Raw genomic sequence first — 14,712 nt, forward strand, 5'->3', positions numbered from 1 at the left:
GTCCGTTGTGGTGGTGCCAGAGCTCACGGCTCGGATGGCGCGGGCCAGCAATCCTCGTGGGACTACGGCCATGTGGGTGCGTGACCAGCTCGACGGGCTCTGGGACGACGAGGACTTCGTCTGCCGGTATCCGCGCGATGGCCGCCCTGGCCTCTCACCGGCTCAGCTGGCGACCGTGTGCGTGCTGCAGTTCCTGCTCAACCTCTCGGACCGGCAAGCAGCCGAGGCCGTCCGGTGTCGCATCGACTTCAAGTACGCCCTGGCCATGGAGCTGGACGATCCCGGCTTTCACCACAGCGTGCTGGCCGACTTCCGGGACCGGCTGTCCCAGGACGACCGCGCGGACCAGCTGCTGTCCCTGGCCCTGGACCGGATGCGGCGGGCCGGTCTGGTCAAGGAACGCGGAAGACAGCGAACCGACTCCACCCAGGTCCTTGCCGCAGCGCGGGAACTCACCCGCCTGGAACTCGTCCTCGAAGCGGTACGCGCCGCGCTGGAAGAAGCCGCCACTCGCGCCCCCGAGATCCTGGACGAGCTGGTGGACGCCGAGTGGGCGGTCCGCTACGGCCGGCCTGTCCGCCTTCCCAGCCAGCCGAGCCATCCGGTGGTCGACGGCGGCTACGTCTCCATCGCCCTGCTCGACCGCTCCGCACGAGACCACCAAGTCCAGCTCATCGGACCGGTCAAGGCCAGCGGCGCCTGGCAGCGCAAAGAACAGACCGGCTTCACCAGAGACGACTTCACCATCGACTTCGACCGGCGCCGAGTCACCTGCCCCAACGGCCAGACCAGCAGAAAATGGATCGAAGTCCCCGCCATGGCCCCCTACACGGCTGCCCGGTTCCATCCCACCCAGTTCAACCCGTGCCCCGACCGGCCTGCCTGCACACGGGGAACCTCAGCACGCACGGTGAACTTCCTCCCCCGCCACCTGCACGAACTCCAGGCCCTCAACCGCACCGACCAACAAGACCGTCAGTGGAAACAGCTTTACGCCACCCGGTCCGGAGTCGAAGGCACCATCTGCGAACTTGTCAACGGCCACCAAGCCCGCCGCAGCCGCTACCACGGCCTCCGCAAAACCCACGTCCAGCACGTGCTGACCGGCATCGCCATCAACATCGAACGCCTCGCTTCACGGGCACCCGCTCACGCCCGCAGCCCCAGACCCCCCACGGCCTTCCAGAAGTACCTCGACTCCCGCAGCCTGAGCTGGGAATGCTGGTGGCGGCAAGGCAAGTAACTCGGCAACCGAAGATCCCCGACAGAGTCGCTCACTGCGGTCTGCCTGTCGCCAAGATCCTGCCGCTCCTGCGCGCGGTCGCCGATACGGCGCTCCTCGGCTTCACCCACGCCGACTTCACCGAGCAAGCCGACACCATCAGCCGCGGCACGCGGTACGAGCTGCGGGTACGTGCGACCGGCCGATAACAGCGAATGGTCCCTCCGCTGCGTCAGGACTTGAGGGCCTGCTGCGTCAGGTTTACGATCAGCTGCGCCATTTCGATGGGCATCTCAGGATCTGGCCGACCCTCGGTTGCCGAGCACGAGACGTTGACGACGGCGCTTGCCACCAGGGCTACCACGCTGCAACTGGCCCATTCCGGTTTCTCGGCCGAGGTCCACCACGTTCCGCTGGCCGCATCTCCCAGGGCAGGCAAGGCCATCGGGGTCATGGTCGTCGACGGGTCCACTGCCTTCTCCCAGCCCTTGATCCGCGCGTTGTACATCTTCCGCGCAAGCTGCGGGCTGTCGAAGGCCTCGGCGATGAAGCTGACCCTGTTCCCGTCCTCGGTCTGGTAGCCGTTCAGGGCGCTGAACAGCAGCCCTGGCACGCACGAGGGATTGGTTCGGCAGGAGTCCATCGCCTTGACCTCGGCTGCTGTGTATACGCCCGTGCCATTCATGACGGACCAGCCGGCGGGCATGTGAACCAGCTGCGGCATGACCGCCTTCATCTGTTCCGCGCTCTTGATGACGCTGCCGGATTGCGGGGACTTATCCGGTGCCCCTGCACCTCCGCACCCGGATAGCAGTAACAGCGCAACACCCACAGCCGCCGCTACCCGCCCGTGCCGACTCATCGTGCCTCCCCCATGCAGCCCCCTGGTCCCAGACATGACAGCACGGCCACCCGCCTATGCCCAGAGCGGTGACTCAAGGACGGTAAGGAGCGCTTCGTTGCCGACTGTGTCCGGACGAAGCCAGCCACGTTGGAATCAACTGGGCGATCGATCCCAGCCATGACAGGATGACGGTTCAGGACGGGGGAGGCGGGGCGGTATGGGGCTGGACTACAGCTATGAGATCTTCATGCCCCCTCGGAACGTTGCGAGAGCACTGACCCGGCTGGCCGAGCTCGCCCCCCAAGGCCGCAAGACGCCGCCGCTTCCGGTGACCCTGCCGGACGGAGAGCAGTTGATCGTGCCGTTCACCTCGAAGTTCAAGAGCGAACCGGTCGACTGTTCGGCAGGCGGCTCGCTCGAACTGGACACCTCGATCGTCGTGGGCGTCGACAACGCGGTGCGCGAGTTCTTCCTTCGCGATTCCGACAGGGTCGACGAGCAGGGACGAGCGTCGGTCGGGTACATCTACCTGACGGTCAGGTTCTCCCCCGCATGGCACCCGAACTTTGCGTCACTGCAGTTCACAGCCGCTACCTCGAGCATGAGCCGGATGTTCGTGCAGTCCGCGAGCGTCAGGAAGGTGTTCACCGACCTCACCGCCACCACCGGTGGTGTGTGCTGCCTCCTCGACACCGAGACCGACATCTTCGACATCTGCTGGCTCAACGGCGAGACGTTCAGTGGTGAGACTGTTCCCGGCACCCGTTTCTCGCGTTTCCACGATCTCGTCGTCGCCTGGTCCACGACGGCCGGCCCCTCATAGACGCCGACATCCGGGCCGCGATCACCGCCCGCTCCCACGGCCTGCCCCTCCACCTCGATCTCGCCGTGAGCCGCTTCCTGGAGATCCGCCGCACCGGCCGCACCCCCACTGCGGCCTACTTCGACTGCGCCTTCCCCGCCCTCCTCGCCCGCACCCTGTCCGACCTCACCCCCGAGGAACGCCACCTGCTGCGCTCCGTCGCTGTGCTGGACGCCTTCGACCTCGACCTGGCCACCCGCACGGCCGGCCTCGCTCACCAGGCCCCGGCCCGTCGCCTGGTCGAACGGCCCCTGGTCACCGAGGCCCCGTACGCCCTGTGTCCCTACCATCTGCACCGGGCGATCCGCAGCGCCGTACGTGACGACGAACACAGCGACGACCCCTGGACTCCCGCCGACTGGCACCAGGCCGCCGACCGCGCCCTGGCCGCCCTGGGCGAGCAGTGGACGAAGGCCGCGGCCCTCGCCCCCAATCGGACGCTTCTCGTCGCGTGCCTGCGCCAGGGCCTGCGCCTGGCCCGCGACCACCGCCTGACCGGCCTGGGCTGGCTCATCGAGGCCGCCTTCGTCTAAACCGACGGCTCCGTCTGGGAACCCCTCACCCCGCCCACCGCCGGCACCGGGGCCACGGACACTGCGGCCGATGCCGTGGCCGAGCTGCTCACCGCGATCGCCCGCCGCCAGCGCGAGCACCGCCAGCACACCGCCGACCGCCTCACCACCGTCCTGGACACCGGCCTGCTGCCCGCCGAGCTGACCGAGATGGCCCTCTACTACCAGGCCAAGGCCCACAAGGACCTCAGCCAGAACGACGCCGCCCGCACCGGGATGCAGCAGGTCGCCGACACAGGTGGCCGCCTCGCCGTCAAGGCCAGCCGGGCGCTCGCCAACCTGGCCCGCCTCGCTGGCGACTTCCCCACCGCCCTGGCCGCCGTCCCCACCCTGGGCTGGAAGGGGCGCCACCACCGCGTCCTCGGCAACATCCACTGGTCCCACGCCGACACCTCGGCCGCCATCCACGCCTTCGAAGCCGGCCGCGCCGAAGCCGAACAGCACGGCGCCGCCGGCGAGCGCGCCATGATGCAGGTCCGCCTCGCGCTGGCCGTCTCCTTCGCCGACCCGGACCGGGCCGCCGACGAGCTCGCGCTCGCCCACCAGCTCCTCGAGGGCCTCGACCAGCGCTCCAACACTCTCCTCGCCCAGGTCGTCGCCCTGATCAAGGACGCCGGAACCAGCGACCGCGACGTCGCCGCCCGCGCCGAGAGCCTGCGGACCGACATTGAGACCGCGGGGCTCCCCTTCCTCCACCGGTTCGTGGAGCTCGCCCTCGCCTTCCACCACGCCGTCCGCGGCGCGGACCAGGACCTGGCCGCCACCATCGGCCGTCTCCGCACGCTCACCGCCACCGGCGACTTCGCCTACTTCACCGACATCGCCCACTTCATGGCCGGCCTCCCTCTCCCAGGGCCCTCGACCGTCCGCTGGACCCGCAGCGAGGACGACGTCCGCTCCGCCTGGCGCGGCCTCGTCCAGGCCCGACAGGAACGCCTGCTCGCCGGAAACTGACCCCCAACGCACCGCGGCTCCGACCACAGATGTCTGGTCGGAGCCGCGGTCGTGTACAGGCCGAGCACCGGGCCCGGGGAAATCAGCCGGCGTCGGGGCGCTGCCCCACGAGCCGGGTGAGCAGCTCGATGATCTGGGCCCGGCTCCGGTCGATCTTCTTGTCGAGTGCCTTCACTTTGAGGACTGTCGGGCGGGCCCTCACGGTCGGCTGCGGCCAGCCCAAGACAGCCGTCGGCGAGGGGTAGAAGGTGCTTCCGGCGGCTGTCTCTTCCCGGGGGTGGCTGCCGTCTTCACCGGCTGAGGCCGTCTACACCGCTGTCGCATGACGTCGAGAAAGCCACAGAGCCGCTCGCAGTCTCGTCGCAGCCTTTGCTGCTCGTCTTCGGGCATCTGCAGGCGGGGTCGATCGAGCGGTCTGCGATGTCAGACATGCACGGTAGGGTCCCCGCGATGGTGTGAGCCGGTGTTGGAGGAAGCATGGCGCGACGAATGCGTGACGAGGCGTTCCGGATAGAGCAGGAGCAGGGGCGCTACGCCCCCCACGTGCGTCCGATCAATGAGATGGTCGACGCCCTGCGGGATCAGGACGGGCGTGGCTGGATGCCTCACGTCGCCCCCTGGCACGGGGGCGTGGAGGCGCGCGCCCTGTCGATCCTGCGTGACCCGGGCCCCAAGACGCAGGAGGGTGTCGGCTCGGGATTTCTGTGTGTGGAGAACGACGATCCGACGGCGGAGCTTCAGGTACAGCTCTTCGAGGGGGCGGGGATTGTGCCGCGGGACGTCACTCCCTGGAACGCCTACCCCTGGTACATCAACCGCTCGCCGAAGGCGGCCGAGATCCAGGCCGGCGTCGAGGTCCTGAAGCAGTTGCTGGGGCTGATGCCGAAGGTCGAGGTCGTGCTTCTTCAGGGGAACGAAGCCCAGGACGCGTGGCGCCGCCTGCTCAAGACGCACGCCGGAGTTGTCCGCGAACGGGGCCTGAAGGTGGTCAGCACCTACCATCCGGGACGGCAGGCTCTCTTCACGCCGGACCCGGAGGAACGCGCCCGCCGCGCACAGCACAGGGTCGACTCCTTCCAGACCGTCGGTGACGTGCTCCGCGGGGTGGACGGGCAGCAGTAGAGCTCGCCGACTATCGACGGACGGGCGCCGGGGCGGCCGTATTCTCGTGCAGCTGCCTCCACCGGACATGCCCGGAGACCGGCCGGGGGCCGACTCGCCTACCGTCGAGCCGAACTGATCAGCGGCCCGGCCCCGGCACGCCACCCGCGTCCGGGGCCGCGTCGTGCGCCCGTACCGCAGCCTTGTGGACGATCGCGTTATTCGGCTCTGTCGTAGATCTTGTGACGCCTCACGGTGGTGACGAAACCCAGCGGTGCGCGACTCCAGTTCAGGCGGCGTCGCGTGTCCGGTAGATTGAGAATCTTCGGCCGGTGGAAGCCGCCCGGAGTCCGCGAAGGTGACTCCGCGATGAACATAGATGAGACCCGCGCGCGTCTTGACGACGCGCTGAGCACTTTGGCCGAGGCCTTTCAGGGGATGACCGCCCACCCAGACGAGTCCCAGTGCGACTGCCACTGGGGCAGTGCGGAAGAACTCGCGCTGCTGAAGACGGCCAATGTGGAGCTCGAGGCCGACCTCTTGAACCGTACCTGGCAAGCGACCGACTGGCGGGACCGTGCGGCCCTCCTGCGCCGCATCCTCCCCCAGTTCACGAGGGCCCTTGTCAGCGGCTGCATCGATCTCACCAGTCCTCTGGGGCACCCTGGTGCCGTACTCGCTGCCGGTGAGTGGCGGCAGTGGCCCGCCCGCCAGTCCCGAGCAGTATGGGAGTTCCTGCACGCCTGGTGGGCTCACACCCTCAACAACGCGCATCCCGCCGTACCCGCTGACGAAGTACTCGCCGTGTGCACCGAGGCAGCCGGCACTCTCACCCCTTGGCTCTCCGTCTGGGAGCAGCAGAGCCATCCCACGGCCACCGAGCACCTGGCCGAATCGCTGGACGGCTGGGAGTACGACCTGCTGATGGACGTACTTCCCTGGCGTACCGACCGGGACGAGGAAGATGCGGAGGAGACACGGGTGGAGCTCACGACCTGGACGATTGGCCATGCCCCTGCCCGGCTGCGAGCCCAGCATGCTCCCGAGCACTTGCTTCACGCGGTACGGCTGCTCGGCCTCACCGGCCCCGATCGCTGGTACGACCCTCACTGGCCTGTCCCCGCTCCGCCTGGACCGCCGCAGAATGACACATGATGGCGGGCCGCCTCAGACCCCACTGTAAGCGTCACAAGATCTGCGACAGAGCCGAAAAACTTGATCGTCGACAAGCCTCGACCTCCGGCCACCAGTGCTCCTTCACCGCCGGCACCCTGCCGTCGGCGAGCGCCCGGCGCACCTGCCGCTCCCGCAGATACGGCGTCAGCTCCCCGATCTGCCCCGCAGCTTCCTGGATCGCGGCGAGTGATCGTTGCGCTGCCTGCCGCTTCTCCTTGGCCTCGGGGGTCTCGTCCCTGCGTCTGGCCACTGCGCACCACCTCTCCGTCGAGCCTGAATCTCCACGGTACGGACCTGCAGGTCAGACGCGACGGAACGCGAGCTCGGCGCGCGGCAGAGAGGGGTGGCACAAGCGGAGGGGCGCAGGGTATGTCAACAAGCGCAGGTCGCCAGGGCCGGGGGCCGCCGGAAGCGGTGGCAGTCCCTCAGTGTCAACACTCTGCTGGCGGCCGTGGCCTAGGCCATGGGATGGTGTGGCTGGATGGCATCATGACTCATGCCAGTGTTGGCATGACGAAGGCCCCCGCGGACCGTGAATCTCACAAGGGGCCCCACTGTTCAACTGTGGCCGTCGGTCTCCTGGTGGGTCAACACCAGGGGCCGGCGCCCAGGGTCGGGGGCGTTCCCCCGTGAAGCATCAGCGCCCAGTACGTGACCTGCAGGACCGCTGCGATCAGCAGCAGAATCCAGCGGGTGACACGCAGCCATTTCGGAGGCTTCGGCTTCTCTCGACGGTGACGACCTGCCAAGGCCGCCCCCTTCTCCCGTTCCTTGCCCGACTGGGTGTCGGGCGTCCCCGGGTAGCAGGAGACGAAAGCTCTCCTCCTGGACCCGATCGGAGCCCAGAAGGCCCGTCCCGAGGGTGAGTTGAGGTAAACCGCCGGGGACCACTCCATCACATCCCGGAGGCGCCGTGGACCGCAGCGGCCTGATCGTGGTCGGCTACTTCGGTGACCACCTGTTCAACTCGCAGACGAACTGAACGGGCGTTGAGTCCTACCGCGGCCCTGCCGCCCTCTGCACTCGGGCGGGTTACACCACCCACGCACCCGGCGAGACCTTCCCCCTGGACCTCACCGTCCAGCCTTCCCGGCTCGGTGCGGGGACCAATCCGTGCGTCATCACCCTCTGGCGCCTCCGCCACTGATTGACTACATCATCGCCTCCGCCGTCGCCGCCCACCGCCGGGGCCGGGGTCCCGGCCGAGCCGTCGGTCCACGGCCGCGAGGACGCCTGGGGCCTCGTTGGAGATCCGGTGGCAGTCCAGTTCGCGCATGGTCACGGCGAACGCCTCACGTTCCTCCGGCGACCGGGCGGGCATGCTCGCGTCATGATCTAATACGCTGAGCTTCCGGGCGGACGCCAGGCTCGTCGGCCTTCGGGCAGGCGTGGCCGCTGGCGGCTCCCGTGGATCGAGTGATCACACAACAGGGGGATTCGTGCGACCGAATCGCGTCAAGTCCATCGGCAGTCTGACCGCAGCGCTCGGCCTGCTCCTTACACTGATGTCGGCATCGCCCGCGGCGGCGCAGGCACCGGGCACCAGGATCAAGAACAACCACAGCACCTGGTGCCTGGAGATCGGCGGCTGGTCGACCTCGTGGGGGACGGGGGCCAACCAGTGGGGGTGCACTGGCGGCGACAACCAGGTCTGGGTGATCGAGCAGACCTCGGAGCCGGGTCTCGCGCGGATCGTCAACGCCAACAGCGGCCTGTGCCTGGAGATCGCCGACTGGCGCAAGGACAACGGCGCCCCCGTCCGCCAGTGGAACTGCACGGGTGGGCTGAACCAGCGCTGGATCGTGCCCACTTCGGACAGCATCAACTACGCCCCGCACGAGATCAGGAACGCCAACAGCGGCCTGTGCATGGAGATCGGCGGCTGGTCGACCGAGTGGGGGACGGCGGCCAGCCAGTGGCAGTGCCATGGCGGCGCCAACCAGAAGTGGAACTACTTCCACTTCGTCTAGGCATCACGCCTACGACAAGGCCCCGGGCCCGTGGGGATGCCGTTGGCTAATTCGTCCCGTCGAGTGTGATCTCGGCGGGACGAAGTCGTTCCAGGTGGCTGGTGCGGGCCCGGGGATTGCCTCTGGTCCAGGCGTCGATTCGTGTGAGGTTGAGGGCAGTGGCCATGAGCTGGTGCTGGAGCCGGGTCTTGGCGAGTCCGTGGTAGCGGCACTGACGTAGGCCGAGGGTGTGGACGGCCTGGGAGATGGTGCCCTCGATGCCGTTGCGGGCCGCGTAGCGGGCTCTTCAGGCACGGGTTCCCTGGGCGGCGCGAGCGGCCCGGACGGCTTCGTGTTCTTCCCTCGGCCTCAAGGTGATCATCCGGCCGTTCGGTGAGCTGGTCGAGCCTTCTGCAACACGCCCTACTGATCTTTTCGTTAGTTGGGTGGGGTTGGTGGGTGGATGGTCAGGCCGGTGTGGGCGAGGAAGGACCAGGGCAGCTGGGGGTTGTGGTTGATCCGGCGGATGCCCTGTTCGGTGGCGTCCGCGACATCGGCGAGGTGGTCGCCGGCGAGGTTGGCGAGCTCGCGTTTCTTGAGCGAGGACCACAGCAGTTCCACCGGGTTCAGCTCAGGCGCGTAAGCGGGTAATCGCTCCAGGGTGAGCCAGTCCTGCTCGGCGACCCAGGCCCGCATGGCCCGGCTCCAGTGAGCCGACAGGCCGTCCCAGACCAGGACCACCCGCTCACCGCGGTAGAACCCCTTCACCTGCTCCAGGACCTCAATCAGAGCGGTGGTGTCGTAGCTGCCGGGCTTGAGGTGGAAACACAGGCGAGGCCCTCGCTCTGGATCGGCGGCGTGATAGCCGAGGGCGCCGGCCATCGAGGCGCGTTTCCAGTTCAGCCGGTGTCGCAGGAGCGGGGTGCGGCCGCGGGGTGCGTAGGTGCGGCGGACCTGCGGCAGCAGCGAGACGCCCGAACCAGAACGCCCCTGATCGAACAACTCGGCCGCCCGCACACGCCGGGCCTCGGCCAACTGCGGACGGGTCAAAGGCGGAACAACAGACGAAGGCGTGAAAGACACCACACCAGGATCCAACCAGCACGGCCGCCATGCCCACGGAACTAACGAAAAGATCAGTAGTTCAACTGGTGGTTGCAACACCGGGCTGTTGTAGCAAGCGTAGCTGTTCCTCGAACACCTCGGCCGCGTCGACAACGCTGCAGGTCAATACACCGCCAGTTGAGAGTGGAGCGAGGGACGGTGCTCGTCCTGGACATCACGACGAGCACCGGACCGTACGGTTGGCAAGACGTCTGGGCGACCGTCCCGCGGCGGTAGGGGTCAGGCGAAGAGGTTGAACCAACGGCTGTCCTGGATGAGGCTCACTCCCTCTCCGGGGCGGAACGGCGCCTGCCACGCGCCCGTGCCCCGGTAGACGAACGGCGCCGGGATGCCGTCGTTGACGTCGGGCGCGTACAGGTCGGGCTTGCCGTCCCGGTCCACGTCGCCGGAGCCGATCAGGTCGTCGTAGCGCTGCCAGCCGGCGCCGATCCTGGTCCGGGAAGCGAAGGTGCCGTCGCCCTTGCCGAGGTAGAGCCAGAGGACGCCGGCGCGGTCCCGGGCGACGAGGTCGCCGTCGGCGCCACCGGCGAGGTTGCCGGTCGCGGCGATCCGGTCGTACGTCTGCCAGCCGCCACTTCCGATCAGCCGGCGGGCGGCGAAGGGCGCGGACGCGGAGCCCGTGCTCCGGTACAGCCAGAGGCGGCCGGACCCGTCGGTGGCGATCAGGTCGGGGCGGCCGTCGCCGGTGAGGTCGCTGCCGCCCGTCAGGTGGGTGTACGCCTGCCAGCCGCCGCCGATCCGGGTGCGGGTGGTGAACGGGGCCTTGCCGCTGCCGGTGCCCTGGTACAGCCAGAGCACTCCGCTCCGGTCGCGGGCGATGATCTCGGGGGCGGCGGCACCCGCGATGTTGCCGGTGGCCTCGATCCGGTCGTACACCTGCCAGCCGCCGCCGACGAGCGACTCCGGGTTCTGGTAGGTCTCTCGCCACTCCTCCCGGTGGTGGACGTCCTGGAGCCACAGGTTGCCGGATTCGTCGCGGGCCAGGACGTCCGGGGAGCCGTCGCTGTCGAAGTCGTGTGCGCCGGTCTTGCGGGTGACCGTGAGGGATCCGGACGCCTTCAGCGTGGGGCCGACGCGGTTGAGCGGGATCGCGCTGATCTCCCAGGTGTACGGGCCGGGCGAGGCGGAGGTCCAGAGGTTGGGGGTTCCCTGCCAGTTGAGCGTGGCGTTCCAGTCGAACCGCGTCGGCTGCGGATCCTCGTCCCGCGCCGGCTGCTCGACGTACTCGGTGATCGACTCGCCCGTGCGGGTGTTGCGCAGGGTGACCCACATGGTGACGTTGGTCCGGCTGAGCTCCCAGGCCATGGAGAGCTTGCCGCCGGTGCGGTCGAGGTCCACCGTCGTGGGGACGTCCTGGCGGAGCAGCGTGACCTGCGTCGGCTCGCCCGTCGCGGCGAGCCGGGAGGCGACCGGGACGCCGTCCGTGCCGGGCGCGACCCGGTAGAGGCCCTCGCCGCCGGCCACGGTGCCACCGACGAAGCCGTGCGCGCCGCCGGCGGTACCGAAACCGGACACCGTGTGGTCGAGGAGCTTGCGCGTGGTGGTGCCGGTGAGACTGTGGGCGGTCAGCGGGATGAGCGGGCCCGCCTCTTCCTCCAGGAGCCCTCCGGGCCGGGAGTAGGTGACCCAGTCCCCAACCAGGCCGATGAGCAGCCTCCCCACTGTGGGCATCGGGAAGCGCTGGACCTTCTGGGTGGAGCGGTCCAGGACGATGACGTTCGTACCCGAGGCCGAGTCGTACTCGGTCCAGGCGACGTATCCGGCGGAGAGGGCATAGGCGTAGGACTCGATCGAGCCTGTGGCCGGGACCCGGCGGGAGGAGGTGACGGCGGCGGAGGCGAGGTCCACCACCGCCCAGTGGCGGGCGACCGCTGTCGTGCCCTCACCGCTGAGGTAGCTCACCAGCGCCTCGCCGTCGGCGCCCGCCACCGCGTACAGCTCGGACGCGTCCTGGGGCAGCCCGGTCACCGTCCGGTGTGCCGGCCCGTCCGGGCCGGGAAAGTAGACGTCCAGGGGGCCGTGGCCCGCGAGGTCGGCCCCGAAGAAGAGATGGGAGCCGACGGCTCCCGCGTACCGGTCCCAGTTCACCGACACCGAGTAGAGGTCCGTTCCCGTGGCCATGTCCCTCAGGGAGGTGGTGTCACGGTTCTGGAGGACCGCGACGTCCGAGTCGCGGGAGAGGTAGGTGCGGGGCTTGTACGGGACGGTGGTCACCGCCCCGTCGGCCAGGCGGGTCCAGCGGATGAGGGTGTAGTCGTCCGCGTCCCGGCTCAGGAACCCGGTCCGCCCCAGACCCAGTACCCGGTCGCCGGGCTTGAGGAGGGACGCCGTGGCGTCCGCCGTCGCCGCGGGCGCGGCGACAGGTAGCGAGCTGGTCCCGGTGGCGGCGTGGGCCGGGAGAGCGGCGGGGCCGGCTGTGGCCATCAAAACGACGGCGATGATCGGGCCGAGACGGTGCCGGGCGGTGGATCTGGGGCGGGTCACGGAGCGGTGCCTCTCAGGAGTGCGGTGGGGGAAGCGGGGTCAGTGAAGGTCGTGGTCGCTCCACAGCGAGCCGGTGTGCTGCCGGGGAGCGAACGGGGCTGTCCGCTTGCCCGTGCCCCGGTGGAGGAGAAGGGAGGTCTGCGACGAGCCGGCGGCCGGGTCCGGGGCCACGTTTTCGCCGACGAGGTCGCCCAGGCCGTCGCCGTCCAGGTCGCCGACGCCGAGGATCTGCTGGTAGTGCTGCCAGCCGCCGCCGATCCGGGTGCGGGCGGTGAAGGTGCCGTCGCCCTTGCCGAGGTAGAGCCACAGGACACCGTCCCTGTCACGGGCGACGAGGTCGCCGGGTGCGGCGCCTGCGAGGTTTCCGGTGGCGGTGAGCTGGTTGTAGATCCCCCAGCCGGTGCCGATCTTCTTCCGGGCGGCGAAGGGGGCCCTGGTGTCCCCGGTGCTCCGGTAGAGCCACAGGGCGCCGGTCTTGTCGGTGGCCAGGAGATCGGCGCGGCCGTCGCCGGTGAGGTCGGAGCCGCCGGTGAGTTTGTCGTACACCTGCCAGCCCCCGCCGACCTGGGTGCGGGGCGCGAAGGATGCTTTGTGGGTGCCCTTGCCCTGGTAGAACCACAGGGCGCCGGAGCGGTCGCGGGCGACGAGGTCGGCGTCGCGGGTGCCACCGGTGTTGCCGGTGGGGACGATCCGGTCGTACACCTGCCAGCCGCCCCCGACCGTGACCCGGTATTCGGCCTGGTCGGGCGTCCGGTTGCGCAGCTGCTGGAGGTCGTACGTGGAGAGGGTGCCGCCCCCGAAGCTGAGCAGGTCCGGGGAGCCGTTGCCGTCGAAGTCGTGCGGGCGGGGCGCGCGGGTCAGGGTGAAAGTGCCCGTGCGCTCGATGGCCGGGCCGATGCCGTTGGCGGGCTCGGCGCGCATCGTCCAGGTGTAGGCGCCGTTGTAGGCCGGGAGGCCGTCCTTGTACAGGCCGTTCCAGGTGAGGGGGAAGGCGGTCACGCCCTCGGTGGGTGTCGTGTCGGCGATCTTCACGGTCCGGCCGGAGGCCGTGTGCGTGAGTGTCAGTGAGACCTTCGCGTTGTATCGGCTGAGCGTCCAGCCGGCCGGCATCCTGCCGCCCGCACGGTCGAAGTCGAAGGTGCCGGTCGGCGGCAGGGTCTCCTTCACCACGGTCAGGGCAGTCGGAGTACCGAGGGTGCGGACGAGGGTCGCGGCGGGCTTGCCGGTCGCGGCGTCCAGGGCGATCCGGTACAGGCCCTCGCCCTGGGCGAGGGTGCCGCCGACGGCGAGCAGACCGCCGTCGCCGTCGGGCACGAGCGACGTCGCGTGGTCCAGGAGCGGGAACGACTCACCGGTCTTCACCGAGCGGACGGTGAGCGGGTAGAGGCCGTTCGGGGAGTCCGCGGCGCCGCCGCCCGTCTTGGCGTACGCGACCCAGTCGCCGAGAGCGTGGAGGACGGTGCCGCCCGCGGTGCCAAGGGAGTCCAGCGGCACCGGCTGGGTCTGATCCGTGCCTCTGGGCGCGAGGACCAACTTCTTGTCCACTGCGAAGGCGTTCTCCAGCCAGACCGCGTGGGCCGGTGTCAGGGCGACGGACTCGAGGTAGGCGGTGTACGGAAGGGCATACGACTCGACGATCTCCCCGGTGGCCACGTCCACGATTCCGAGCCGCCGCGACGCGGTGTCCAGCGAACGGAGGATCACCGCGAAGGTGCCGGGACCGGTGACGTAGTCCCGCCAGGAGTCCCACCCCTGCGGCAGGGGCACTGCCAGAGAGACGACCCTTCCTGCCTTCACGGAGACCAGATGGTGCCGGTCCACCCCGTCCACCTGGCCCGACATCACCAGCGTGGAACCGACCACCTGCCGGAGCGTGTAGCGGGGGGCCTGCGGACCGAGCTCGGCGGTGTCGATCACGACCGGCTCGGCAGTCCCGCTCATGTCGGTGAGCGTGTACACCGTCCCCGCCTGGGTGACGACGAGGTCGGTGCCAGGGCTGCCCCAGTAAGTCCCGGCAGGGAGCGTCGTCGTCACGCCGTCGGCGTGACGCGTCCAGCGGTGGACGGTGGCGGTTCCCGTCCCCGTGCGGGTGAGCATGCCGGTGCTGCCCGCGCTAAGGAGCTCAGAGCCGGCGGGGACGGTCAGTGGCGGGACCGCTTCGGTCGCCGCAGGTGCGGTCGCCTGCGGTGCAGCCGCGAGCGCCGGGGCCGTCAGACCGCCGGCAGTCACGGCAAGGACGAGGGCGACGGTGGTGGCGAGCGTGCGGTTCAACGGAGCGTGCCTCCCCTGGAGTTGGGGGGGGGGGGGGGGCCCCCCCCCCCCCCCCGCCGGCCGCGGGGGGGGGGGGGGGGCGGGGGGGGGGCCGGAAAAGGCGTTTTGAGCGTGGTGGGGGGGGGGGAAAAGGAATAAAAAAGAGGCGGAGG

General features: G+C 69.5%; 12 protein-coding genes and 1 pseudogene. 7 read left to right on the forward strand and 6 right to left on the reverse strand.

Annotated elements, in window-relative coordinates:
* Nucleotides 1-70: 70 nt before the first annotated feature.
* Complete coding sequence (locus ACFQ8C_RS21130; protein WP_383459668.1) at nt 71-1,243, forward strand: transposase; 1,173 nt, start codon at nt 71-73, stop codon at nt 1,241-1,243.
* A gap of 211 nt (nt 1,244-1,454) precedes the next feature.
* On the opposite strand, the gene ACFQ8C_RS21135 is transcribed toward ACFQ8C_RS21130, so the two are convergent.
* On the reverse strand, nt 1,455-1,946 hold the full coding sequence (locus ACFQ8C_RS21135) for a hypothetical protein (RefSeq protein ID WP_383459671.1): 492 nt from the start codon (nt 1,944-1,946) through the stop codon (nt 1,455-1,457).
* A 337-nt stretch (nt 1,947-2,283) separates the two neighbouring features.
* Here ACFQ8C_RS21135 and ACFQ8C_RS21140 point away from each other — a divergent pair, with 337 nt between their 5' ends.
* The 5 genes from ACFQ8C_RS21140 (at nt 2,284) to ACFQ8C_RS21160 (ending at nt 6,710) form a co-directional block, all read left to right on the forward strand.
* Complete coding sequence (locus tag ACFQ8C_RS21140; RefSeq protein WP_383459674.1) at nt 2,284-2,889, forward strand: hypothetical protein; 606 nt, start codon at nt 2,284-2,286, stop codon at nt 2,887-2,889.
* Between the two features lie 65 nt (nt 2,890-2,954).
* Nucleotides 2,955-3,461, forward strand: coding sequence for a hypothetical protein (locus ACFQ8C_RS21145; RefSeq protein ID WP_383459676.1), 507 nt, complete (start codon nt 2,955-2,957; stop codon nt 3,459-3,461).
* Between the two features lie 75 nt (nt 3,462-3,536).
* Nucleotides 3,537-4,454, forward strand: coding sequence for a hypothetical protein (locus ACFQ8C_RS21150; protein WP_383459679.1), 918 nt, complete (start codon nt 3,537-3,539; stop codon nt 4,452-4,454).
* A 477-nt stretch (nt 4,455-4,931) separates the two neighbouring features.
* The gene (locus ACFQ8C_RS21155; RefSeq protein WP_383459682.1) at nt 4,932-5,576 is read left to right on the forward strand and encodes a uracil-DNA glycosylase; all 645 of its coding nucleotides are present in this window, start codon (nt 4,932-4,934) and stop codon (nt 5,574-5,576) included.
* A 348-nt stretch (nt 5,577-5,924) separates the two neighbouring features.
* Nucleotides 5,925-6,710, forward strand: coding sequence for a hypothetical protein (locus ACFQ8C_RS21160; protein ID WP_383459685.1), 786 nt, complete (start codon nt 5,925-5,927; stop codon nt 6,708-6,710).
* Nucleotides 6,711-6,741: 31 nt separating this feature from the next.
* On the opposite strand, the gene ACFQ8C_RS21165 is transcribed toward ACFQ8C_RS21160, so the two are convergent.
* Nucleotides 6,742-6,981: a hypothetical protein gene (locus ACFQ8C_RS21165; protein WP_383459688.1), complete on the reverse strand. Its 240-nt coding sequence runs from the start codon at nt 6,979-6,981 to the stop codon at nt 6,742-6,744.
* Nucleotides 6,982-8,236: 1,255 nt separating this feature from the next.
* Between ACFQ8C_RS21165 and ACFQ8C_RS21170 the strand changes: the two genes are divergently transcribed.
* Entirely contained in the window at nt 8,237-8,701 is a 465-nt protein-coding gene (locus ACFQ8C_RS21170; RefSeq protein WP_383459690.1) for an RICIN domain-containing protein, read from the forward strand.
* Nucleotides 8,702-8,747: 46 nt separating this feature from the next.
* Here ACFQ8C_RS21170 and ACFQ8C_RS21175 read toward each other — a convergent pair.
* The 4 genes and pseudogenes from ACFQ8C_RS21175 to ACFQ8C_RS21190 all read right to left on the reverse strand — a co-directional run.
* Nucleotides 8,748-9,065 (reverse strand): annotated as a pseudogene (locus ACFQ8C_RS21175) (transposase); the annotation flags it as partial.
* Nucleotides 9,066-9,118: 53 nt separating this feature from the next.
* Nucleotides 9,119-9,682: a transposase gene (locus ACFQ8C_RS21180; RefSeq protein ID WP_383459692.1), complete on the reverse strand. Its 564-nt coding sequence runs from the start codon at nt 9,680-9,682 to the stop codon at nt 9,119-9,121.
* A gap of 342 nt (nt 9,683-10,024) precedes the next feature.
* A complete protein-coding gene (locus ACFQ8C_RS21185) occupies nt 10,025-12,289 on the reverse strand; it encodes an FG-GAP repeat domain-containing protein (protein ID WP_383459695.1) in 2,265 nt (754 codons plus the stop codon).
* A 39-nt stretch (nt 12,290-12,328) separates the two neighbouring features.
* Nucleotides 12,329-14,560: an FG-GAP-like repeat-containing protein gene (locus ACFQ8C_RS21190; protein WP_383459698.1), complete on the reverse strand. Its 2,232-nt coding sequence runs from the start codon at nt 14,558-14,560 to the stop codon at nt 12,329-12,331.
* Nucleotides 14,561-14,712 lie beyond the last annotated feature (152 nt).

Source organism: Streptomyces sp. NPDC056503 (genome assembly GCF_042794995.1).
Taxonomy (GTDB): domain Bacteria; phylum Actinomycetota; class Actinomycetes; order Streptomycetales; family Streptomycetaceae; genus Streptomyces.